Annotated in this window: 15 protein-coding genes; 10 read left to right on the forward strand and 5 right to left on the reverse strand. The window is 65.8% G+C overall.

Annotated features, from left to right (window positions below; genetic code table 11):
* Positions 1-20: 20 nt before the first annotated feature.
* Positions 21-1,001, forward strand: a complete 981-nt coding sequence (locus tag ACOYYX_RS37445; RefSeq protein ID WP_422927743.1) for a hypothetical protein — start codon at positions 21-23, stop codon at positions 999-1,001.
* A 536-nt stretch (positions 1,002-1,537) separates the two neighbouring features.
* Positions 1,538-2,335: an acyl-ACP--UDP-N-acetylglucosamine O-acyltransferase gene (lpxA, locus tag ACOYYX_RS37450; RefSeq protein WP_422927744.1), complete on the forward strand. Its 798-nt coding sequence runs from the start codon at positions 1,538-1,540 to the stop codon at positions 2,333-2,335.
* Between the two features lie 94 nt (positions 2,336-2,429).
* On the opposite strand, the gene ACOYYX_RS37455 is transcribed toward lpxA, so the two are convergent.
* Positions 2,430-2,648 (reverse strand): hypothetical protein, encoded by a 219-nt coding sequence (locus tag ACOYYX_RS37455; RefSeq protein ID WP_422927745.1) that lies wholly within the window; start codon positions 2,646-2,648, stop codon positions 2,430-2,432.
* A gap of 306 nt (positions 2,649-2,954) precedes the next feature.
* Between ACOYYX_RS37455 and ACOYYX_RS37460 the strand changes: the two genes are divergently transcribed.
* The 4 genes from ACOYYX_RS37460 to ACOYYX_RS37475 all read left to right on the forward strand — a co-directional run bounded on the left by ACOYYX_RS37460 (position 2,955) and on the right by ACOYYX_RS37475 (position 12,055).
* Positions 2,955-5,990, forward strand: coding sequence for a hypothetical protein (locus ACOYYX_RS37460; protein ID WP_422927746.1), 3,036 nt, complete (start codon positions 2,955-2,957; stop codon positions 5,988-5,990).
* 174 nt (positions 5,991-6,164) lie between these two features.
* Positions 6,165-6,992, forward strand: coding sequence for a helix-turn-helix domain-containing protein (locus tag ACOYYX_RS37465; protein ID WP_422927747.1), 828 nt, complete (start codon positions 6,165-6,167; stop codon positions 6,990-6,992).
* A 150-nt stretch (positions 6,993-7,142) separates the two neighbouring features.
* Positions 7,143-8,561 (forward strand): serine hydrolase, encoded by a 1,419-nt coding sequence (locus tag ACOYYX_RS37470; protein ID WP_422927748.1) that lies wholly within the window; start codon positions 7,143-7,145, stop codon positions 8,559-8,561.
* Positions 8,562-8,680: 119 nt separating this feature from the next.
* A complete protein-coding gene (locus tag ACOYYX_RS37475; protein WP_422927749.1) occupies positions 8,681-12,055 on the forward strand; it encodes a S41 family peptidase in 3,375 nt (1,124 codons plus the stop codon).
* Positions 12,056-12,058: 3 nt separating this feature from the next.
* Here ACOYYX_RS37475 and ACOYYX_RS37480 read toward each other — a convergent pair whose 3' ends face one another.
* Positions 12,059-12,664, reverse strand: coding sequence for a metallophosphoesterase family protein (locus ACOYYX_RS37480; RefSeq protein WP_422927750.1), 606 nt, complete (start codon positions 12,662-12,664; stop codon positions 12,059-12,061).
* Between the two features lie 270 nt (positions 12,665-12,934).
* Between ACOYYX_RS37480 and ACOYYX_RS37485 the strand changes: the two genes are divergently transcribed.
* Positions 12,935-14,059: a redoxin family protein gene (locus ACOYYX_RS37485; protein WP_422927751.1), complete on the forward strand. Its 1,125-nt coding sequence runs from the start codon at positions 12,935-12,937 to the stop codon at positions 14,057-14,059.
* An 88-nt stretch (positions 14,060-14,147) separates the two neighbouring features.
* Here the strand turns inward: ACOYYX_RS37485 and ACOYYX_RS37490 are convergent, their stop codons facing one another.
* From ACOYYX_RS37490 to ACOYYX_RS37500, 3 genes are all read right to left on the reverse strand, one after another.
* The gene (locus ACOYYX_RS37490) at positions 14,148-14,642 is read right to left on the reverse strand and encodes a DinB family protein (RefSeq protein WP_422927752.1); all 495 of its coding nucleotides are present in this window, start codon (positions 14,640-14,642) and stop codon (positions 14,148-14,150) included.
* Positions 14,643-14,952: 310 nt separating this feature from the next.
* On the reverse strand, positions 14,953-15,174 hold the full coding sequence (locus ACOYYX_RS37495) for a hypothetical protein (protein ID WP_422927753.1): 222 nt from the start codon (positions 15,172-15,174) through the stop codon (positions 14,953-14,955).
* Positions 15,175-15,320: 146 nt separating this feature from the next.
* Positions 15,321-16,424: a DUF1559 domain-containing protein gene (locus ACOYYX_RS37500; RefSeq protein WP_422927754.1), complete on the reverse strand. Its 1,104-nt coding sequence runs from the start codon at positions 16,422-16,424 to the stop codon at positions 15,321-15,323.
* Positions 16,425-17,510: 1,086 nt separating this feature from the next.
* Here ACOYYX_RS37500 and ACOYYX_RS37505 point away from each other — a divergent pair.
* The 3 genes from ACOYYX_RS37505 to ACOYYX_RS37515 all read left to right on the forward strand — a co-directional run bounded on the left by ACOYYX_RS37505 (position 17,511) and on the right by ACOYYX_RS37515 (position 22,987).
* Positions 17,511-18,536, forward strand: a complete 1,026-nt coding sequence (locus ACOYYX_RS37505) for a hypothetical protein (protein ID WP_422927755.1) — start codon at positions 17,511-17,513, stop codon at positions 18,534-18,536.
* Between the two features lie 237 nt (positions 18,537-18,773).
* A complete protein-coding gene (locus ACOYYX_RS37510; protein WP_422927756.1) occupies positions 18,774-21,794 on the forward strand; it encodes a DUF5691 domain-containing protein in 3,021 nt (1,006 codons plus the stop codon).
* Entirely contained in the window at positions 21,791-22,987 is a 1,197-nt protein-coding gene (locus ACOYYX_RS37515; protein ID WP_422927757.1) for an ATP-binding protein, read from the forward strand. The genes ACOYYX_RS37510 and ACOYYX_RS37515 overlap by 4 nt, the downstream gene beginning before the upstream one ends.
* Positions 22,988-23,017: the final 30 nt, after the last annotated feature.

The following is a 23,017-nucleotide window of genomic DNA, read 5'->3' on the forward strand; positions in this document are numbered from 1 at the left end:
CTTAGAGCAAGGCCACGAGCATGACGACCCTACTCCTCGCCCTCGGCCTCACCCTGGCGACACCGGACGCCTCCGCCGCCGAGGATCGCGCCCGCGTCGTGATCGTGGTCGGCGCCCCCGGCACGCCCGAGTACGGCACGCAGTTCCAGGCCTGGGCAGGCCTCTGGCAGGCCGCCGCCAGCAAGAGCTCGGCCGAGGTGACGCGGATCGGCGTCGGCGACCCCTCCGACAAGACCCCGGATCGCGACAAGCTCCGCGCGGCGCTGACGGAAGGGGCCGCAACCTCGCAGGAGCCCCTCTGGCTCGTCCTGATCGGCCACGGCACGTTCGACGGTCGTTCGGCCAAGTTCAACATGCGCGGGCCGGACGTCACCGAGGCGGAACTCGCGGAGTGGACCGCCCCCATCAAGCGCCCGATCGCCGTGATCGACTGCTCGGCCTGCAGCGGCCCGTTCCTGAGCAAACTCTCGGGTCCGAACCGGGTCATCATCACCGCCACGAAGAGCGGGCACGAGGAGAACTACGCCCGCCTCGGCCAGTACCTCGCCGAGTCGATCGCCGACCCCCGCGCCGACCTCGACAAGGACGGCCAGGTCTCGCTCCTGGAAGCCTTCCTGAGCGCCTCGCACGGCGTCGCCGAGTATTACCGTTCCCACTCGCAGCTCGCCACCGAGCATCCGCTCCTGGATGACAACGGCGACCGCCTCGGCACCCCCGCCGACTGGTTCAAGGGGGTCCGCGCCACCAAGCGAGCCAAGGACGGGAGCCCGCTCGACGGCCCCCGCGCCCACCAGCTTTACCTCGTCCGCAGCGAGCGCGAACGCAGCATCCCGCCAGAGGTCCGCAAGCGTCGCGACGGGCTCGAGCTGGCCGTCGCCGCCCTCCGCGACCGCAAGGATAAGCTCGGCGAAGACGAATACTTCGCCGAGCTCGAGAAGCTCATGACCGACCTCGCCCGCCTCTACCGCGACCTCGACCAGGGCGGGTCGCACAAGCACTAATCAAAAATCACGACACATCTCAATTTCATGGGTTATCGGCCAGACTGGCTGGGAAAGGTGTGTGATGGCCGATGACCAATACCTCGTCCCCAAGCTCATCCCCGTGCAAAGCATTCTGATCAGCTCGCCGCCCTCCCAGCCCAAGAGCACACCATCCGCAAACAATCGCTGGCACCATAACCTTTCACACAAATTCATCTGTTCCAAGAGTCTGAAGTGGCTCCGTTTCTGATAAAACCTCGCCACGCCCATGCCTTCTCCCTTCGCGATTGATCCTCGCTAGCCCCGAACCAGTCGACTCGTGGCTCCGGATTTGCGTATCCCTGATATGATTAGTGGCGGCATCGATCGCGGAGAGATGTTGCACAGGTTCGACAATCCGGGCGATCCGGGTGGGGATCCGAGTCAAGGATTCTTAAATGTTGCTCATGATCGTAGAAACTTCGCGGTCATTGGATTAGGCTATGGCCTTCCCTGCGTCGCTGAGCGAAATTCATCGCCAGGACAGCCCCCCCAAGGATGAAGGGACTTGTTCCATGGCGAGCTCGGTGTCGGAGACGGCCAGCGTCGATCCCCGTGCGCGAATCGCGGACGACGTCTTCATCGGCCCATTTTGCGTCGTCGGCCCCGACGTGTCGATCGGGAGAGGGACGCGGCTGAGCAGCCACATCTGGATTATGGGGTCCGTCACCCTCGGCGAGTTCAACGACATCGGCCCCTTCGTCGCCATCGGGGGAGATCCGCAAGACACGTCGTACCGGGGCACGGCGACGAAGATCGAGATCGGCGACCACAACACGATCCATCAGCGTGTGACGATCCACCTCGCCTCCGAGAAGGAAGACGGCGTCACCCGGATCGGAAGCCACAACACGCTATTGACCGGCGCGCACATCGCCCACGACTGCAAGCTGGGCGATGGGATCACCATCGGCAGCAACGCCCTGCTCGCCGGGCACGTCCACATCGAGGACGGGGCCTACCTCGAGGAGGCGGTGGCCGTGCTCCCATTCGTCACCATCGGCGGGTCCAGCTACGTCGATGGCCAGTCGAAGGTGAACCAGGACGTCCCCCCGTACCTCAGCGTCGGCGGGATACCCGCGAGCGTCCTCGGCATCAACGACCGCGCGCACGAACCCGAGCCTCGCGACCCCGAGGTCGACCAGGCCCTCATCCAGGCCTATCAGCTCCTGTTCCTCGAAAGAATGCCCATCGGCCTCGCCGTTGAGGTGCTCGAATCTCACGACCAACTCACGCCCGAAGTCCTGTATCTGATCAAATTCGTCGAATCTCAGCGCGAGGGGAAGCGGGGACGCGGCCGCGACCTTCGATGAGTTCGGCATCTCTCGCATGAACCCGATCCGGGCGAGGGTGCACTGATCCGCGCCGCGTTCGGTCGCGACCTTTGCCGCGACCGATTCGTTCTCGTCAGACGGTGATCAGCTTGACGCCGGGCCGGGCGGGGCTGACGCGCGTGCCGTCGGGCTTCTTCTTGGCGAAGTAGACCGAGGCGAAGCGACTCGGATTCTCCCGGATGATGGTGGCGAATTCGGCGTCGCTGAGCTTCAGGCTGCTCTGCGCGCGGATCAACTGGAAGCTATGCGGGGCGTGCTTGACGATCTCGGCCAGCTTGTCAGCATTACTCATGTCCAGATCTCCATTGGTCGTTTTTTGTTTTTTCAAGTGTTGATGATACCTGGTTTGCCCTCGGCGGGCAACCGGGCTCTCCCCTCGTCGATCCCTTCGCCATTCCCGCGACGGTCTCACCCAGCCAACCGGATCGATTCGAGGGCCGGTGCCGAGTGCCCGACGGAGGGGCTGGCGGAGGGGAAAGCGGCTGTTACAATCGAAGAATATTTGCCCCATCAAGGAATCCTGGTGCATCGGCACGGACTCTCCCCCCGAGCCCCGGCGCGCCGGCGTCGAGCTCGGCCACCAACGAGGCTCGACAGGATGTTGGACATGACCTTCCGCTTCGGCCAGACGTGCGGCGTGGCCCTCGTGTTGGCGGGGGTGATCTTCGATCTTTCGGCGAGCTCGTCGCTCGCGGCCTGCCGGCCGACGCCGCCCTATCGCGGTGGTGAGATCCCCAGGCCGCCCCGGCAGGACCAGCCCTGGACGAGCCCCGGGCCGGGCGTTTCGGCTCCTTTCGCCAAAGCCCTCACGACGCTGTTCGGGCAGGGGATGGCCGACCCTCGCGGCTGCGAGTATCGCGAGGTCGTGCTGGCGGGCGATACGCCGAGACCTCCCCTGGAGGGAGGGCCCAACCTCGTGACCCACGCCTGGGTCTTGCCTCAGGATGCGAGCCGCAAGGATGACTGCCGGTTCGCCGTCGCCTGGAATGGCCTCGTCTACCCGCTGGACGGCCTCGGCGACCCGGCCGACCTCGACGCCGACATCCAGGGCCTGCTGACCAGGACCAGGGCCAAGCTCCAGCAGCTCACGAAAACCTATGGAGCGTCGATCCCCGCCGAGGCCAACCCCCTGCGGGAAGCCAGCCCGTTCGGCTACTCGGAAATGGGCAGGCTCGAGGTCGCCTGGGATGCCGTGCGGGTCGAGCCCAGGCCGACGACGATCGGCCTGCTCCTCCGCCTGGGGCGGCTCGACCTGGCCAGGGAGGTCTGGCAGGCGAGCACGGGGTTCAAGACGCCGATCGGCTCGAGCCTCCCGGGCGAGGCAGGGGATCCCTATATTGCCCTCGCGAGGCCCTGGGCCCTGGCCCTCTACGACCAGGCCCTGAGCGCCCACTCGCTCGGGCTCGACCCCCTCTCGCTGACGTTGGCCCGGGAGATGGCCCGCGTCCGGCCCATCGTCGAGGACAAGGCACGCGAGTTGGGCTACTCCGCGGCCAAAGACCCGCGAATGACCTCGCCCTTCACTCCACCCTGGATGAAGAAGAAGTCGGACGCCTATCTGGAATTCATCGAAGAACTGCCCATATTGATCGCCGATCAGGAGCGCCGGGCCCGCGAGAAGCCCGGCGAGAAACGCCCGCTGGAGGTCCTGGTCAAGCTCCCCGACCCTCAGGAACGCATCGCTGCGCTCATCGACTCGATGGCCGAACACAACTACAAAATGGGCGAGGTCACTAGGGACGAATCCGTGAACATGATGTTCATGCACGATACCAGGTACAATCGCCGCGACGTGACGGTCCAGGCTCTCGAGAAGCAGGGGATCGACGCCGCGAAGCCGCTGCTCGAGGCCTTCAAGCAGGATCGACGCCTGACCCGGACGGTCCGCATCCTCCACTACACCCCCACGACTCGTCACATCGTCTCCGTGCGAGACCTCGCCTTCGCGGGGATCCTCAAGCTCCTGGGCACCGATAATTTCTCGGGCAAGAAGCTCGCCGACGACAACGACCAGGCGCCCGAGAACCACGAGGAGGCGGTCGCGGCCATCTCCGCATCCGTGGCGAAGTATGGCGACGTCTCGGTCGAAGATCGTTGGTATCGGATCCTGGCCGACGACGCGGCCTATACGGTCGAGTGGGCTGAGGTGGCGAAACTGATCGTCACCGACATGCCCGCCGGCTCCCGCGACGATCGACCGGTGATCGCTCCTCTCACCCACCGTTGGCTGACGCCCATCGGCCCCGATGGCTCATTACGGGGCGATTCCCTGCGTAAGCTGGACAATTCTACGCTCTCTACGCTCCTCGTTCGCCGCACCGAGCAACTAGCGACCCCGTATTACGCGATGAAGCCGAAGGATACGGCGCCCCTCGACGGTGCCCGCGAGCTTGCCCTCGCCTTGGTGATCTGGGACGCCGATGCGGCACGTCCCGTGGTCGCGGCCTTGCATCGACGGTTCCGCGAGATCCTTGATGAAGAGTCGGTCGACCGGGAGTTCTTCAGGGGTAGTCTCGACGAATACTACTCCGAGTTCACCTGCCTGCGAGGGCGCCTCGGGGATTCGAAGGGGCTCGAGGAGTACGCCTCGTGGGCCCTGGCGTTCAACCCGCCCGACCCGAGGACGTGGTCGGGGCTCGAGCACTTCCTTGAGCCCTTCGCCCTCTTCCCGCACGACCCCGCGCTTTCCGCGGCCGCCGAGAAGCTCTTCAACGACCCGGATTCCCCCTGGCTCCCCTTCCTGGGCACGGCGAAGCACCCCAACAATGTGGGCGAGCGCGGGCAGCTCATCGCCAGGCTCGTGGGCATCCCCGCCTTCCGCAAGATGGTCGTGCGAGAGTTGGCCAATCGGGAGCCGCTCGCCAGATTCCACGACGATCCCGTCTCCAGCCCCAGGATCACATTCGGCACCGGTTGGAATGAGTCCGCAGGACTTCCCCACATGAAGCCCGCCACATCGCCGATGGTCCCCGACGTCTCGCTGCGGGTCTGCGACTACTACGCCTGGAAGCTCGGCTTGAACCTCGACGGGATCCCCCCCTTCAACCCGACCTGGTTCCTGGCGGATCGAGACAGGGTGATCGCCGAGCAATCCGCCTACCTCGAGCGCTTCGGCAAACGCTACGACGAGCCTTCCCGCGAGAAGCGAAGGGCGCCGCATTCACACGACTTCACCCGGATCGCGCCGAGCTTCCCCCGGCTCGATCATCCGGCGACCCCCGAGGACCTTCGCCGGGGGCTCTGCATCTTCTCGGCCGAGGGGGAAGGCCCGAGGCGAGTGGTCCCCCTCCCCATGACGCCGTACCCCGCGACCTGGACGACCTTCCGCGACTACGGGCAGTTCACGGACGACTACGACATCGCCACCCAGCGTTCGAAGAAGCACATCGCGTTCGATCAGGAAGGCCTGATCTGGCAGGCGGAGGAGGTCTTCAAGGACGGCGAGTGGCACCGCTACTACGGCTTCGCCGGCCGACGCCTCGCCCGAGTGCCCGCCTCGGAGATCGAACTGCCCGTCCCCCATCGCCGTCGAAACGAGTCGGCGCCGGGCCTCGAGGCATGGACCCACTTCATGCGCGGGCTCGACGACCAGGCCCAGATCGACCCGAGGAACAACGGCCCTCGGCCCGATTAGGCGATCGAACCCGAACGAAAACGAGGTCCGTTCTTATTTCCCAAGAATCGAGCTTGGGTGACGAATAAGGCGGTGGAAGCCGCCCGCTTCGCGAAACGGAAGTTGTGCGGTACTGCGCCCTCGATTGCGACTCGAAATCCAACGAGCCTTAGTCACCTTATTTCGGAATTCCCAATGGCGACCAAGCTGGCCCCCGGGCGATTCCTGGGAGACATGCAAGAAACCATCGAGGTCGCCGGCCTCACCTTCTCGGAGTCGTTGTACGCGACGGACCTGTTCCTCCCCAAGCACGAACATGAGAACGCATTCTTCTATTTCGTGATCGAGGGGATGTACGAGGAGACATTCGGCCGCGAGACGAGGCAAGGGGGGCCGTCCACCCTGGTCTTCCACCCGGCCGGAGAGCCGCACTCGAACCGCTGGAAAAACGGGGGCGGGCGGGTCTTCCACATCGAGATTTCAGGATCTCGGGCCGAGGCGCTCCGGGCCTACGGGGCGGCGCTCGACAGTCCTGCCGAGCGAAGGGCGGGGCCGGTCCCCTGGCTCGCGAGCCGGCTCTATCGCGAGTATCGCCGGCCCGATGGCCCTTCGCGGCTGGGGTTGGAGGGCCTCGCGCTGGAGATCGTGGCGGAGATCTCGCGAGGAGGCGGTCAGGCCGACGAGCCGGGCCGCACGCCGCCGCGCTGGCTCGAGAAGGCCCGGGAATTGCTCCACGCCCGGTTCGCGGAGAACCTGCCGCTGGAGGACGTCGCCAGTAGCGTGGGCGTCCATCCCGTCCACCTCGCCCGGGTCTTCCGCCGCCACCATGATTGCTCGCCGGGCGACTACGTCCGCAAACTCCGGGTGCAGTTCGCCTGCGAGCGCCTCGCCGGCTCCGATGCGCCGCTCTGCGAGATCGCCCTCGAGGCCGGGTTCTCGGATCAGAGCCACCTCACGCGGACCTTCCGCCAGCAGTTGCGAGTCACCCCGGGAGCCTACAGACGCCTCTCCCGCAGGCGCTAGGGGCGTTCCAGGGGAATGTTTCGCCAGCACAAGACGGTCATGGCAGACTGTTGCACAATCGGGCGACCCGGGTCCGTGGCGATATCGCCCCGGCCCCGGTCCGTCCATCCTCAGACACGACCTTTCCACCAAAAGGCTGGGTGATTGAACATGAAAGTCACGACGCAGGCCTTCCTCGCCGCGCTCCTCCTGGTAACGTCGATCGCGACGGCCCGCGGCGATGATAAGGCCGAGAACTCCCCCGGCGCCATCGACGAGTTCGTCGCCGGGGCGATGAAGAAGCAGCACATACCGGGCGCCTCGGTCGCCGTCATCAAGGACGGCAAGGTCGTCCTCGCCAAGGGCTATGGCCTCGCGAACGTCGAGCTCTCGGTCCCGACGACCGAGCACACCGCTTATCAACTCGCTTCCGTGACCAAGACCTTCACGGCGACGGCGATCATGCTGCTCGTCAAGGACGGCAAGATCAAGCTCGAGGACTCGATCACGAAGCTCGTGCCCGACCTCCCCAAGGCCTGGGATCCGGTCACGGTCAAACACCTGCTAAACCACACATCCGGCATCAAGAGTTATACGAACGTCAAGGATTTCTTCAAGACGATCCGCAAGGATTACACCCACCGCGAGATCATCGACCTCGTGGCGAAGGAGCCGCTCGAGTTCGAGCCCGGCGAGCGGTGGAACTACTCCAACACGGGCTACTTCCTCCTCGGCATGCTGATCGAGAAGGTCGCCGGGCAAAGCTATCCCGAGTTCATGGAGGCCCGCATCTTCAAGCCGCTCGACATGACGGAGACGCGAGTCAACGACCTCCGCGTCATCATCCCCAACCGCGCCCACGGCTACACCATGGAGGGGAAGACCCTCAAAAACGGCGAATACGTCAGCCCGACTCAGCCCTATGCCGCCGGGGCACTCATCTCGACGGTGAGCGACCTGGTGAAATGGGACGCCGGCCTCGCCGCCGGGACGCTCCTCGACAAGACGACCCTGGAGACGATGTGGGCCCCCGCCGAACTCAAGGGGGGCAAGCACGCCGATTACGGCCTCGGCTGGAGCGTGAGCAAGGTCAATGGCCACCGGCTGGCCTCGCACGGCGGCGGCATCCCCGGCTTCTCCACCCAGCTCTCGCGCTACGTCGACGACAAGCTGACCATCATCGTATTGACCAACCTCGACGGCGGCGGGGGAGACTCGCTGGCCCGTGGGATCGCCGCCAAGATCATCCCGGCACTCGCCAGAAAGGCGAGCGAGGCGATCGCCGACAAGGATCCGAAGACGACCGAGTTGCTCAAGGGGATCCTCCTCGGCGCCCAGAAGGGGGAACTCAAGGACGCACTCTTCACAGAGACGGCGCAGAAGGAGATGCTCCCCAAGATCCGGGACGACAAGGAGCGGCTCGCCGGCTTCGGCGCCTTGAAGTCGATCGACCTGCTAGCTCGCAAGGAGTCGGATCAGGACTTGAGGCTCCATTACCGCGTCATCTTCGAGAACGAGCGCCTGGAATTCTTCGCCACCCTGACGAAAGACGGCAAGGTCGCCGGGCTCGGCATCCGCACCGAGGATTGAGCGATCGGCCGACATCCCTTGCACACTTCAACATTCCAATTCGCGACGAACCCAAGCAAGGGTCGAGGTTCCTCGGCCCTTGCACACATTCCGCTTCACCTCAAGGAGCCGACACCGGCATGAGAACCACGACTCGAGCGTCACTCCTCGGCCTGACGGCCGTCACCTGGCTCTGGCTCGTCCCGGGGCCGATCTCCACGGCGAAGGCTTCGGAGGCCCCGCCGAAACTCCTGCTCCAGAAGCCGACGGTGAGCCAGGAGCAGGTGGCCTTCTCCTACGCGGGGGACCTCTGGATCGTCCCGCGCAGCGGCGGCGAGCCGCGGCGGCTCACCTCGGGCATGGGCCAGGAGACGGAGCCCGTCTTCTCGCCGGATGGGACGCAGATCGCCTTCACCGGGGAATATGAGGGGAACCTCGACGTCTACGTGGTCCCGTCGAGCGGCGGCGTCCCCAGGCGGATGACCTATCACCCGGGGCCCGAGCACGCCGTCGGCTGGACGCGGGACGGGAAGCGGATTCTCTTCCGGTCCCTGCGTCAGAGCTACGCCCGCTTCAGCCGGCTCTTCACGATCGGGCTCGACGGGGATTTCCCCCAGGAGTTGCCGCTGCCAATGGCCGTGGAGGGCTCGTACTCGCCGGATGGGAAACACCTGGCCTACGTCCCGTTCTCCAACTTCGACGCCCCCAGCCCGGTGTCCTCCGTGGCCTGGAAGCGATACCGGGGCGGCACGGCCTCGCCGATCTGGGTCGCGGACCTGGCCGACTCCTCCGTGAAGCCGATCCCCCGCAAGGATTCCAACGACTCCAGGCCGATGTGGGTGGGAGACAAGATCTACTTCCTCTCCGACCGCGACGGCCCCATCACGCTCTACTCGTATGATCCCGCGTCGGAGAAGGTCGAGCGCGTGGTCGAGAACAAGGGGCTCGACATCAAGTCGGCCTCGGCCGGCCCCGACGCGATCGTTTACGAGCAGTTCGGCAGCCTGCACCTGTTCGACCCGAAGTCGGGCAAGTCCACGCCGTTCGAGGTGCAGGTTCGCGGCGACCTGACCGCGATCCGGCCGCGATACGAGAAGGTCGCCAAGGGGATCCAGGCCGCAGCGATCTCGCCGACCGGGGCGAGGGCCGTCTTCGAGGCCCGCGGCGAGATCCTCACCGTGCCGGCGGAGAAAGGGGACATCCGCAACCTGACGAACTCGACCGGCGCCGCCGAGCGCGACCCGAGCTGGTCGCCCGATGGCAAGTGGATCGCCTGCCTCTCCGACGAGTCGGGCGAGTACAAGCTCCAGCTCCGGCCACAGTCGGGCAAGGGAGATGTGAAGTCGATCGCCCTGGGCGACTCCCCTTCGTATTACTATGGGCCCAACTGGTCGCCCGACTCGAAGAAGATTGCTTATACCGACAATCGGATCAATCTCTGGTACGTTGATATCGACTCGGGCGTCTCAAAAAAGGTGGACACGGGCCCATTCATGGAGCGGCTCGAATCCCCCGCCTGGTCGCCGGATAGCCGCTGGTTGACGTATTCGCGGCAGCTCAAGAATCACCTCCGTGCCGTCTTCGTCTACTCGCTCGAGACGGGCAAGACGCACCGGATCACGGACGGGATGAGCGACGCCGATTACCCCGTCTTCGACAAGGGGGGCAAATATCTCTACTTCCTGGCGAGCACGGATATCGGCCCCGCGCACGGCCAGGGGGGCGAGATGTCGACCATCAACCACCCGGTCACCCGCAGCCCTTACCTTATCGTCCTCGATTCGGAGACGGCCTCGCCCCTCGCCCCCGAGAGCGACGAGGAGAAGGACAAGGACGACGCCAAGCATAAGAAGGACGGCGACAAGGACAAGGACAAGAAAGACGTTGACAAGGAGAAGGACAAGGAGAAGAAGGACGAGCCGCAGCAGGTCCGCATCGACTTCGAAGACATCGACCAGCGCATCCTCGCGCTGCCCATGCCGGCCCGCGATTACAGCAGCGTGCTCGCCGGCAAGGAGAAAACCTTCTACGTCTTCGAAACCCCGCCCAGCGGGGGCGAGCAAGAAGGCGGCGGCCCAGTGCCCCCCTCCAGGGATATCCTTCACAAGTTCGACCTGGAGAAGCGGAAGTCGGAGAAGGCGCTCGAAGGGATTGGCGGGGCCTTGGTGTCGCACGACGGCGAGAAGCTCCTCTATCGCCAGGGGGCGAACTGGTTCATCGTGGCCGCCTCGCAGTTGCCCAAGCCGGCCGAGAAGCCGCTCAAGACCGATGAGATGGAGGTCCGCGTCGAGCCCTTGCGCGAGTGGGCCCAGATGTACCACGAGGTCTGGCGGATCGAGCGCGACTTCCTCTACGACCCCGGCTTCCACGGCCTCGACCTCAAGGCGGCCGAGGACCGCTATCGCCCCTATTTGAATTCGGTCGCCCACCGCCATGACCTCAACTACCTCTTCACCGAGATGCTCGGCGAATTGTCACTCGGGCATGTCTACATCAGCGGCGGCGACCTGCCGGAGATCAAGGGGACCCGCGGCGGGCTCCTCGGCGCCGACTTCCGGGTCGAGAACGGCCGGTATCGGATCGCCAAGATTTACCGGGGCGAGAGCTGGAACCCAAAGCTCCGGGCGCCGCTCACCCAGCCCGGCAATCGCGTGAAGGAAGGGGAATATCTCCTGGCCGTTGATGGGCGCGACCTCACGCTCGGCGAGGACGGCGTGTACGCCGCCTTCGAGGGCAAGGCGGGGCGCTCGGTCACGCTCAAGGTCGGGCCCGACCCGCAAGGCAAGGACTCGCGCGAGGTCTCGGTCGTCCCCATCGAGAACGACCGCGAGCTGCGCGGTCTCGCCTGGGTGGACGAGAACCGCCGCAAGGTCGACAAGCTCTCGAACGGCAAGGTCGCTTACATCTACATGCCCAACACCGCGCTCGAGGGCTATCGCCGGTTCAACCGCGAGTTCTTCGCCCAGACGGATAAAGAGGCCGCCGTGCTCGACGAGCGGTTCAACGGCGGAGGGATGCTCGCCGAGTACGTGATCGACCGGCTCCGCAGGCCCTTGCTGAACTTCATCGCGACGAGGGTCGGCGAGGACATCACGACCCCGCTCGGCGCCATCCACGGCCCCAAGGCGATGATCATCAACCAGATGGCCGGCTCCGGTGGCGACTACATGCCCTACGCCTTCCGCCAGGCCGGGGTCGGGAAACTCGTCGGCAAGCGCACCTGGGGAGGCCTCGTCGGGATCGGCGGCTATCCGACCCTGATCGACGGCGGCCGCGTCACCGCGCCCCACATCGCCATCTGGTTCCCGACCGGGGACTGGGAGGTCGAGAACCGCGGCGTCGCCCCCGACATCGACATCGAGCAGGATCCGAAGGCCGTGCGCGAGGGGCACGACCCGCAGCTCGAGAAGGCCGTCGAGGTCGTGCTCGAGGAGCTCAAGAAGTCGACGCCCCTCAAGCGCAATCGTCCGGCCTATCCGAACTACCATAAGGCCGCGGCGCCGAAGGCCGATTGACCGTCAGGGGCCAGTCTCCCAGACGATGCCGACCGGCCCGGCGTTGATGACGGGGGTGGAGCCCACCACCCCCTCTTTCCCGGCGCTCGCGTGGATGTGGCCGCAGACGACCAGGGCGGGCCCGACGCGCTCGATCACCTCGCGAACCGCCTCGCTCCCCAGGCTCTGGCCGCTCGACGACACGTCGACGGCCCCCTTGGGGGGCGAGTGGCTCACCAGCACGCAGCCGGGCGGGCAGTCCTTCAGGAGCAAGCTGGCCTGGTACTCGCTGAAGTCGTAGCTCCACGAGCCGAAAGGCGTGACCGGGATCCCGCCGCCGATCCCGAAGAAGGCCCGGCCGGCGATCGTCACCCCCTCGCCGTGGAGCACGTGCGCCTGGCTCCATCCCTTGCAGGCGTCGATCAGTTCCTCCGTCGTCTCGTTGTTGCCGGCGACGAGGACCGTCGGCTTGTCGACCGCCTTGAGGATGTCGATGCAGGCGGAGATCCGACGCCTGACGCTTGCGAAGTCCCCCGCGCCGACCAGCACGTCGACCTGGCTCGACTGCTCGACGAGCTTCTGCGCGGCGGCCTCGTCGGTGTGGAGGTCGCTGAAGAGTAGCAGTTTCACAGGGGTCATCCTCCCGGCTCAAGGCTCGCAAACGCACGTCCCTCCTCGACGCCCGATGATGCCCGAAGCCGGGGGCGTCGGGAAGGGCTCCCTTCTTTTCAACCCGACTCATCGACACGTCCAGGTTCTTTGCGGCTTGATTGTCGCCTTCACGTTCATCCTTGCGAGTGATTTACGGCCCCGCTACGATGAGACCGCACCATTGACAAGCGTCTGACGGCCCACCCCGGGCGATGAGGATCCTTCGTCGCGGAAGATCAGGAGCAGAGCATGCGTCCATCTCGTTTCGCACTCGCGGCGCTCGTGGCGTGCTTCACGCCGTTCGGCCTCTCGGCCGAGGAGATTCTGAACATCGGCGACCCCGCCCCCGCGCTGGCGGTCTCGGGCTGGGTCAAGGGGGAGAAGTTCGAGAAGTTCGAACCCGGCAAGACCTACGTCGTCGAATTCTGGGCCACCTGGTGCGGCCCCTGCCGCGTCAGCATCCCGCACCTGACCGAGCTGGCCCACAAGTACAAGGAGAAGGGGGTCCGCTTCGTCGGAGTCGACGTCTGGGAGAACGAGATCGACCAGGTCAAGCCGTTCGTCGAGGAGATGGGAGACAAGATGGACTACGCCGTCGTCCTCGACGACGTCCCCAAGGACGGCAGCCCCAACGATGGCGCGATGGCCAAGAACTGGATGAAGGCCGCCGACGAGAACGGCATCCCGGCCTCCTTCATCATCCACGACGGCAAGATCGCCTGGATCGGCCACCCGATGGAGATGGACGAGCCCCTCGCCAAGGTCGTCGACGGCTCCTGGGAGATCGGCGACAAGGCCAAGCAGCGCCTCGCCGACAAGGCCAAGGAGCGCAAGCTCGCGGCCGTCAGCGCCAAGATCATCCGCCCGTATCGCGGCGGTGACTTCAAGGCGGCCGTAGCCGCGATTGACGAGGTCGCCGCCAGCGACCCCGCGCTCGCCGAGGAATTCGCCTGGATCAAGTTCGCCTCGCTCTGCAACGGCGGCGAGCCCGACAAGGGCCTGGAGCTCGGCGAGAAGATCTACGAGGCCAACAAGGATAACCCCAACGCCCTGAACAACTACTTCTGGAGCGTCGTCGACCCGCACCTCAAGAATGAGCCCGACCCCCGCGTCGCCAGGCTCGCCCTCAAGGCCGCCAAACGCGCCGTCGAATTGAGCAAGGGGGAGAACTGGGCCCAGCTCGACACCTTGGCCGAGGCCCTCTTCCGCACCGGCAGCCCCGACGAGGCCGTCGCCAACGAGGAGAAGGCCCTCAAACTCGTGCAGGCCGAGATCAAGGACGGCGACCACCCGCTCATCAAGCAGATGCACGAGAACCTCGACCGCTTCCGCAAGGCCGCCGAGAAGGGGGAGAAGTCAGAAGAGAAGAAATGACGCGGGACGGCTGACCGTATTGGCATCGAGACGCGGCCCGGTCTGGAATTTCCCTTCCAGCCCGGGCCGCGCTTGTTTCGAAGTCGGCTCAGAAGAGGACGGGCTTGCCGAGCTTTCGGCGGATGACCGAGAACTGCCCGCCGTGCATCAAGGTGTGATTCGACGCGGCGAGGAAGAGCCGGCCGAGGTTGGGGGCATAGTTGGCGACCGAGCCGGTGCAGGGGCGCTCGAGGTCGGAATCGGAAAGCGTCTCGAGCTTGGCGATCGTGGTCGACCGGACCTTGTCGAACAGCTCGATGTATTCGGCCTTGGTCAGGAAGCCTTCGGTCCCTTCCTTCTTCGCCCCCTCGGAGCCGTGCTGATCCATGAAGCCGGCGGGGAGCTCGGGATAGGCGGTGTCGGGCCACTGGCTATGAACCAGGAAGATGTCGCCGCCGATCACGTTCCCGATCTGCCAGGCGGCGTGGTTCGCCCCCGGGACCGGGCGGACCAGCAGGTCTTCATCCGAGAAGTCGGCGATGAACCAGTTCAGCGTCTGCCTGGTATCCTCCAATGACGCCTTGATCGCTTCGATTCCATTCATGGCAAAATCCCTTCGAAGATCGAAAAGCCCGGGGCCCGAGGGCGTGCAACGCCCGGACCCGGAATTCGTGGCCGCCAGTGTCCATGGATGCGCGAGTTGACAAATGCTACCCGGAGCGCGGGCGAGAGTCTACAACGCGACGAAAGGTGAGTCAAACACTCGAAAGGATCGGGCGGGAAGGGAATTCCGGCGATTCAGCGAGGAGATATGCAATGGTTAATCGCAAAATAAACTGATGATCGGCCAGCGATGGGGATGGGTCCAGGTCGGCCGGATTCGAGGGATCGGTCCTGGACCCTCTCCGCGGGATTTACTTCGGCGGGATGATCGGCGACATGGCTCCGACGGGGTCGGGCTTCCGCTTGAGGGCACCGCCCGATGAAGGGATCCCGTTCGAGGGCGAGGACGCCGGGGCGGCGACCGTCGCGGTCGGATTGATCTGCGTCGGCTGCTGGGGGGCATCCTCATTGCATCCGAGGAAGCAGGCCGAGAGGGCGAAGACGAGGGAGCAACGCGTCAGGGAGATGCTCATGCCTGGCTCACGATATCAAGTCGAGAAATGACAAAGCGAACGTCCGGCCGAATCACGCTCGGCCGGACGCATGGATTGAGGGCATCGCCGTGGGCGTCGGCAAACGTCGGGGACGTCGCCCAGCCCAGATCGAACCCAGGCGCCGATTAGAGGGCGTCGGAGCTGATGACTTCGCCGCCGGCACGGGTGCCGACCGCCCACCAGGTCTGGAGGTTGACCGAGTCCTTGATGAACTTGACCGAGCCGTCGGCCATGCCCACGTTCACGCCGCCGGGGTGGTTGCTGTTCGGGGGCACCGAGCCCGCGGGCCCGCCCCAGTAGGAGTTGTCGTTCGAGCAGGCCAGGCTGTTCGGGCCGCCGAAGTGGGTGTAGGCGTTGATCACCGAATACGGGGGGTACGCCTTGATCCAGCTCAGGCCGGCGACGCTCGAGGTCGCGACGGTCGTGCCCGGGATGGCCTTGCAGTTCGCGATGAAGGTCATGGCCTGGGCCTGGTTGCCCGTGTCGTGCGACGCGGTCGTGCTCGGCGTGAAGAGCCCGCGCTTGAAGTTGTTCGACGACGCGGTGATCGTGCCCACCGAGTTCGGGTTGCCGTACAGCTTCTCGCTGAAGAGGGCGGTGTTCGAGCTGCCGTCGGTGATCGCGGCGAAGTTCACCGGGCCGCCGCGGGCGTAGGTCGAGCCGATGGTCGGGACGACGCCCGCGTCGTTCGGGATGATCATGCCCGAGTGCGTGGCGAGCACGCCGGGGCCGCCGAGGTTCCCGAAGTAGTTGATGGTGCCGAAGCCCGAATCCGGGTGCTGCGCCAGGCTCTCCGACGGGCAGAGGAAGCCCGCGACCTGGGCCCGGCCCACGGTCGAGTTCACCCAGCCGTTGCCGCCGGAGCAGGGGGTGTCATAGTCGGCACCCGCCGTCGAGAACGAGAAGTTGAAGGCGTTGAACAGCGGGGTCTGCTCCAGGCCCGGCAGGATCGCCAGCGGCCACGAGAGCGACCAGCCGCAGCTCACGTTCGCCACGTGAGGATACAGGTCCTTCAGCGGGAAGCAGTTGTTCTGGTCGTTGTAGTTGTGGACGGCGAGGCCGAGCTGCTTCAGGTTGTTGATGCACTGGGAGCGACGGGCAGCCTCGCGAGCGGCCTGCACCGCGGGGAGGAGGAGGGCGATCAATACGGCGATGATGGCGATCACAACGAGCAGCTCGATCAGGGTGAAGCCCGACCGAGTGCGACACGATCCTTGCGCGGTCTGCATTCATCGACTCCGAAAGTGGGCGCGCGCGAACCCATCGGGCGACCGCGCACGCAGCATGGAAGGGCAAACAATCCCGGCGCGGTTGCAAGAACGGCGCAGGGGATGGCCCGTGCTTTGGGCCGATTGGAGGGAAGATGCCCGGCTGGAAGAGGGTAAGAGCCGGAGATCATTACACTAATCGTCAGTCACACTATCACTTCGTGACCGAGACATTTAAGATACTAAGAGATCCCCGAGAACATTTCAAGTGCATCGTCACCTCGCACGAACGTTTCCGCACAATTCGTCATCCATTCCGAATATCAGAAGCGACAAGCACCGCGGGGGATTCCCCGGAAATTCCGGCGAAATCTTCGCATCGATGATTCCATCATCGTTCACAAAATCCTATGCGCATTAACTCCAACAGGATCCATATCAACGATAACGCATACTTCCACACCAGAGGCGATCTCCGCTCACAAGAAGACAACAAGGCCCGACAGCCGATTGCCTCAGGAGGGGCAAAATGGGCTTATACCCTACAATAATGGGATATCACTGACAGCGTGACATTCATATCCGTCGAGTTCTTCCGAGAATCTCCCGGATACGGGATCGCCGCGACGGCCACATCGAGGATCTTTTGGATTTTCATCCCATCAATTGACACCCATCAACACGAAGCCGGTCGCGTTGCCGGCCTCCGGGCCGATCGCCTCGGGCCGAGATGAACCGAGGGCGGAGTCGCCGCGGTGCCGGCAATTTGGGGAGGCCAAGATTGCTCTAGGCAGAAATGCCCGATCGGGTATCCTGCCCGCATTCCCCACTCGGGGGAGAGGAGCTGCGCAGCTCAAATGGGGCGACGAGCCCGTCTTCAGCAATTCGTCGCAACCGGCCTGCGCAAAAAGGCTCCGCTCGAACGCATCTTGAAGCAACACGTCGCACGCGAATCAACAAAGGCAGCGGCTTCGCTCCTCGCCTCGGGACGATGACAGGGAGCTCTCTTGAACGCCGTTGCCCTTCAGTGTGCCAGGCCGCGCGCCGATTCCGACCAGGCGGATCTTTTTCGGGCCTTGGCGGCGCTAATCAAGGAGGAGACGCGCCATGTGGTGGGTAAGGAAGCGGGAAACGCAACGCCAGAGCCGCCCCGGCCTCGAGGCCATGGAAGGACGCGTCGTCCCCACCACCTTCTATGCGGCCAACTCCGCCCAGTTGGCGGCGGACGTGGCGACCGCCAACAATAACCCGACCCAGGCGCACACGATCATCCTGGCGAATCACCCGTACAACCTGACCGAGACGCTCCAGATCCAGAACGCGTCGAACCTGACGATCAAGGGGACGGGCACCAACCCCGCCTCCGTCAGCATCGTCGCCCCGAACGACGGGCGGGCGATCCAGGTCATCGGCGGCAACCTGTCGCTCGAGAACCTGACCGTCACCGGCGGAAACAGCGTCGAGGTCGGCGGCGGCATCTACTCGGTGAACGCCAACGTCACGCTCGAGGACACCTCGGTCACGGGCAACAACGCGAAGGTGATGGGGGGCGGCATCTACGCCCAGGGCGGGAACCTCACGGTCAACAACTCCACGGTCAGCGGCAACATCAGCAACAGGAACGGCGGCGGCATCGGCGCCGGGGATGCCACGGTCACGATCTACAATTCGGCCATCAACAACAATTCGGCCATCAACGGCGCGGTGGCGCCGAACGTCCAGTCGCTCAACTCCGGCGGCGGCATCTACGCCCAGGGGGGGAGCATCGTCGTGACGAGCAGCACCGTCTCCAACAACCGGGCCTTCGCCTCGACCTACGGCGACTCGTCCGCGAGCATCGGCGCCGCGTTCTCGACCGAGAACTCTACCGTCACCGTGAACCAGAGCCGCGTCCAGTACAACGTGCTGAACACCATCGCCAGGCGGGCCAACCCGTCCTTCGGCAGCTCCTTCGCCGCGCAGGGCGGGACCGTCACCATCAGCAACTCGACCGTCGCCGGCAACGGCCCCTCGGGCAAGTACGAATTCTATCATCCCGATGCCTCGATTGTGATCAAGAATTCAACCATCGAGGGCAAGACCCTGGTGGGCAGCTACCTCGTCGGGGACAAGCGGCTCATCCGGCAGTCCTGAGCCCCTCCACGCAGACGGGAGCCGATCGTCGCCTCGCCCCTCGGGCGGGGCGATCCCGTTTACCCCCCGAGAAGAATCCCCATCCCGCCTCCAGAGCCGCCCCCCCTCCGAATCCGCAATCGCGAAGATCGCCGGGGTTCCCTCTTGCTTCCGGGCCTCGGATTCGGCATCCTAATCCGCCGCTGCATAGTGAACGCATGAATAGAAACCCAGGATCGCTGGCGGGGAGTGTGCGCCATGGCGACGGTCTGGAGTGCGGAGCAGGTCCTGGCCCTGGCGCCCGACGCGGGGTCGGCCAAGTCGGGCAAGGATTTGTCGTCTCCCAAAAAGTGGAAGAGCCTGGGGGTCGGCGAGGAGATCCTCTGGGGAGAGTGCCAGGGGAGCGGATCCTCCCCCTATCAGACGAAGATCTCGCTGGCCGAGCCGGCCTTCCATTGTTCATGCCCGAGCCGGAAGTTCCCCTGCAAGCACTCGCTCGGGCTCCTGCTGATCTGGGCGAATCAGGCGACGGCCTTCGACAGGGGGGCGCCGCCGGTCTGGGTCGCCTCCTGGCTCGAAGGACGCGCCAAGCGGGCCGATCAGAAGGCGCAGAAGGACAAGGAGCGCCAGGAGAAGATCGAGAAGGGGGAGGCCGTCGTCGACACCGCCGCCCAGAAGAAGCGCGAGCAGGCGAGGTCGGCCAAGGTCGACGCCGGGCTCGAGGACCTCGGGCTCTGGATGGGCGACCTGCTGCGTCAGGGGCTCGCCAGCCTGCAGAGCCAGGGAGCCGATCCCTGGGAGGAGCAGGCGAGGAGGATGATCGACGCCCAGGCCCCCGGCCTGGCCAGGCGCCTCCGGCAGATCTCCGCCTTGCCCCTCTCGGGCGACGGCTGGAACGGCCCCTTGCTCGACCGCCTGGCCCGGCTCCACCTCGTCATCGAGGGCAAGCGACGGGTCGAGTCGCTCCCGGAGGATTTGCAGGCCGAGGTGCGGTCGGTCATCGGGTTCCCCGTCGATCAGAACGAGGTGCGGGCGCGACCCGGCGTCCGCGACGTCTGGCAAGTCATCGGCCAGCGCGTCGAGGTCGAGGATCGGCTCCGCTCCCAGCGCACCTGGCTCGTCGGCCGCAACGCCGGCAAGCCGGCCCAGATCCTCGACTTCGCCTACGGCTCGACCCAATCCCTCGACGCGACGCTTACTCCGGGGTTCCAGTTCGAGGCCGAACTCGCCTATTTCCCGGGTGCCTTCCCGCTTCGGGCCCTCATCAAGGAACGATTCGGGCCGACCGAGGCCCTCACGGCCCCCGCCGGCCATACCTCGATTGCCACGGCCTACGCCGGCTACGCCAAGGCCCTGACGCGCACCCCCTGGCTCGAGCTTTACCCGTTGTGCCTCGAGGGGGTCACGCTCGGGCGCAGCGGCGAGTCATGGCTGCTTCGGGATGCGGAGGGCCTGACCTTGCCCCTCTCGCCGCAATTCGGGCAGGGTTGGGAACTCCTCGGGATCAGCGGCGGCCAGCCCTTCGCGATGGCGGGGGAGTTCGACGGCCAGAGCCTCACCCCGCTCGCCTCCTGGTTCGAGGGGCGGTATCAGATGATCTCCTACGCCGACTCGGAGCCCACCACGCGGGGGGCGAGCCCCATCGACGCCCCCGAGAACCTCGCGGCCTTCTGGAAGGAGCTCTCCGCCAGTGCCCTGATCGGCGTCGAGCGGCGGCCGGCCCCCACGTTGCCGGTCACGAGCGCCCTGGCGGCCTCAAACTTCGGCGACTCCCAGGGTCCTGCGCAATTGCTCGGGCTCGCGGCGGCCTCGACGCTCTATCACCAGGTCGGCCGCAAGCCGGGCCGCGACTCTTCGCCCGCGATCACGCCCCCGCCTCCTGACGAGCGGCCGCAATGCGAAGGCCGGCAGTCGCAGCGACTCGAGCGCATCCTGAATGGCGACCACTTCCAGTTCCTCGAGGAGTGTCTCGGCCTGCTGGACGCCTCGGGCCTGCGGCTCGAAGGGTCGACCCTCCCCGAGTTGCTGACGAAGGCGAGGCAGGACAGCAAGCTCCGCCGGCCGCTGCTCAAGGTGATCGGGAACCGAGGCCGCTGGCTCGCGAGTCTCAACCCCGACTGGGCCTTCGCCGCGGTTGACTCCGAGCTTACGGACTTCGACGCAACCTGGCAGACCGGAACCCGGGCCGAGCGTCGCCAGGCTCTTAGGTCCGCCCGCGCGAACGACCCCGCGAAGGGGCTCGTCCTGGTCACGTCCACCTGGACCAAGGAAACGGCCGACGACCGCGCGGCGTTCGTGGAGGCCCTCGTGGTGGGGCTCGGCATGGACGACGAGCAGTTCCTGGAAGCGGCCCTCGACGACAAGAGCAAGCAGGTCCGCAAGGCGGCGGCCGAGTTGCTGACGCGCCTGCCCGAGTCGAGGCTCTGCGCCCGGATGATCGAGCGGGCCGGGCCGCTCCTTGCCTTCTCGGAGGCTCCCGTGAAGGGCCGCAAGCCCCCGACGACGGCCAGGGCCGTCGCCGTCTCGCCCCCCTCGGGCTGCGATAAGGCGATGATCCGCGACGGCATTGAGGCCAAGCCGCCGACCGGCACGGGCGAGCGCTCGTGGTGGCTCGAGCAGGTCGTCGCCTCGACGCCACTTGAGACCTGGTGCCGTACGCAGGACGACACGCCCGAGCGACTCGTGAAGGGGCTCGTCGAGCACAAGAGCGAGTGGAACGAACTGCTCTGGAGGGCCTGGGCCGCGGCCTCGACGCGGAGTCGAAACGCAACGTGGGCTCTCGCATTGCTCGCGAACCCACCCGAGGACGATGACACCACGTTTCCGCTGGTTGAGGGTCTCCTCTCGATCCTGCCGACCACGGATCGGGACACATTCCTGTTCGACTTGCTCCGTTCCTCCACGGCCGACCTCGGCGAGAAGCACCCGGCGTTCAACCTGCTCCAGCAGTGCGAGGGAGAGTTGGAGATCGGGCTGGCCAGGGAGGTCCTGCACAGGGTGCGACGGCCGGTCGACGAGGAGCTCGACTGGCTCGCCAGGGAGGATGACGACGGTTTCCAGGATCGGACGCGCCCCTCCCCGAGATCAAGGCGGCTCGACTACGAGCTGTACCCATTCATCACGGGCCTCGCCCGCATGTTGCCCCCGAGCTTGATCGAGGAGGCCGAGTTCGGCTTCCCCGAAGTGCTGCCGTCAGGTGTTTACTTCTGCACGGCCTATCGAGAGTTTCTCGACGCCCTGCGGTTCCGCCACGAGATGCACGAGGAGTTCGCCCGATGAGCGCCAAGGCCGCCCGCACCAGCAGGAACGCCCAAGAGGCCACCCCTCCCGCCGAGGCCGTCGCGGCGGCTGCCGTCGACGGAGTCGAGGTTCCGATCAGCTCGAAACCGGGTACGACCGAGGTTCTCCGCCGCCACGCGGAGGAGCAGTTCGCCGAGGAGCTGCACGAGCTTGCGAAGGCGGACAACCGGCCTCGCCCCCCGCGCTGGCTGCTCTCCCCCTGGGCCGTCTCCACATATCTGCTCGGCGGGACTCTCGACAGCGGGTTCGTGGTCACGCCCAAGTACATCGGCAACCGTCGCCTGATGGAAGTCGCCATCTCGACGCTCGCGACCGACCGTGCGCTCCTGCTGCTCGGCGTGCCGGGGACGGCCAAGAGCTGGGTCTCGGAGCACCTCGCCGCCGCGATCTCGGGCGACTCGACCCGGCTCGTCCAGGGGTCCGCCGGCACGAGCGAGGAGGCGATCCGCTACGGCTGGAACTATGCCTTGCTGCTGGCGAAAGGCCCATCGATGGACGCGATCGTGCCGAGCCCGATCATGCGGGCGATGCAGGACGGCAAGATCGCCCGCGTCGAGGAGCTGACCCGGATCCCGGCCGACGTGCAGGATACGCTCATCACGATCCTCTCGGAGAAGACGCTCCCCATCCCCGAGCTGAACGGCGAGACCCAGGCGACCAAGGGGTTCAGCCTGATCGCCACGGCGAACAACCGCGACAAGGGGGTCAACGAGCTCTCGAGCGCCCTGAAGCGTCGGTTCAACACGGTCGTGCTGCCGACCCCCGAGACGGCCGACGAGGAGGTGGAGATCGTCCGGCGGCGGGTCGAGAGCCTCGGCAGGGCCTTGGAGCTGCCGGCCGAGCCGCCGGGGCTCGAGGAGATCAGGCGCGTGGTCACGGTCTTCCGCGAGCTCCGCGAGGGGGCGACCGCCGACGGCAAGACCAAGGTGAAGCAGCCGAGCGGCACGATGAGCACGGCCGAGGCCATCTCCGTCGTCAACCAGGGGCTCGCGCTGGCCGGGCACTTCGGCGACGGCTCGCTCCGCGCCGGCGACCTCGCCGCCGGGCTCGTCGGGGCGGTGGTGAAGGACCCGGTCCAGGACCGCGTGGTCTGGCTCGAATACATGGAGACGGTCGTCAAGGAACGCGACGGCTGGAAGGACCTCTATCGCGCCTGCCGCGACGTGATCTGATCTGATCTGAGCCAACCCCTCGAGACCGAT

It is taken from the genome of Singulisphaera chitinilytica, from assembly GCF_049331405.1.
Lineage (GTDB): Bacteria > Planctomycetota > Planctomycetia > Isosphaerales > Isosphaeraceae > PoT.

Bases quoted from the DNA above. Each gene is read 5' to 3' on its own strand.
- ACOYYX_RS37445 (WP_422927743.1), top strand. From the start codon at position 21: ATGACGACCCTACTCCTCGCCCTCGGCCTCACCCTGGCGACACCGGAC.
- lpxA (WP_422927744.1), top strand. From the start codon at position 1,538: ATGGCGAGCTCGGTGTCGGAGACGGCCAGCGTCGATCCCCGTGCGCGA.
- ACOYYX_RS37455 (WP_422927745.1), bottom strand. From the start codon at position 2,648: ATGAGTAATGCTGACAAGCTGGCCGAGATCGTCAAGCACGCCCCGCAT.
- ACOYYX_RS37460 (WP_422927746.1), top strand. From the start codon at position 2,955: ATGTTGGACATGACCTTCCGCTTCGGCCAGACGTGCGGCGTGGCCCTC.
- ACOYYX_RS37465 (WP_422927747.1), top strand. From the start codon at position 6,165: ATGGCGACCAAGCTGGCCCCCGGGCGATTCCTGGGAGACATGCAAGAA.
- ACOYYX_RS37470 (WP_422927748.1), top strand. From the start codon at position 7,143: ATGAAAGTCACGACGCAGGCCTTCCTCGCCGCGCTCCTCCTGGTAACG.
- ACOYYX_RS37475 (WP_422927749.1), top strand. From the start codon at position 8,681: ATGAGAACCACGACTCGAGCGTCACTCCTCGGCCTGACGGCCGTCACC.
- ACOYYX_RS37485 (WP_422927751.1), top strand. From the start codon at position 12,935: ATGCGTCCATCTCGTTTCGCACTCGCGGCGCTCGTGGCGTGCTTCACG.
- ACOYYX_RS37490 (WP_422927752.1), bottom strand. From the start codon at position 14,642: ATGAATGGAATCGAAGCGATCAAGGCGTCATTGGAGGATACCAGGCAG.
- ACOYYX_RS37495 (WP_422927753.1), bottom strand. From the start codon at position 15,174: ATGAGCATCTCCCTGACGCGTTGCTCCCTCGTCTTCGCCCTCTCGGCC.
- ACOYYX_RS37500 (WP_422927754.1), bottom strand. From the start codon at position 16,424: ATGCAGACCGCGCAAGGATCGTGTCGCACTCGGTCGGGCTTCACCCTG.
- ACOYYX_RS37505 (WP_422927755.1), top strand. From the start codon at position 17,511: ATGTGGTGGGTAAGGAAGCGGGAAACGCAACGCCAGAGCCGCCCCGGC.
- ACOYYX_RS37510 (WP_422927756.1), top strand. From the start codon at position 18,774: ATGGCGACGGTCTGGAGTGCGGAGCAGGTCCTGGCCCTGGCGCCCGAC.
- ACOYYX_RS37515 (WP_422927757.1), top strand. From the start codon at position 21,791: ATGAGCGCCAAGGCCGCCCGCACCAGCAGGAACGCCCAAGAGGCCACC.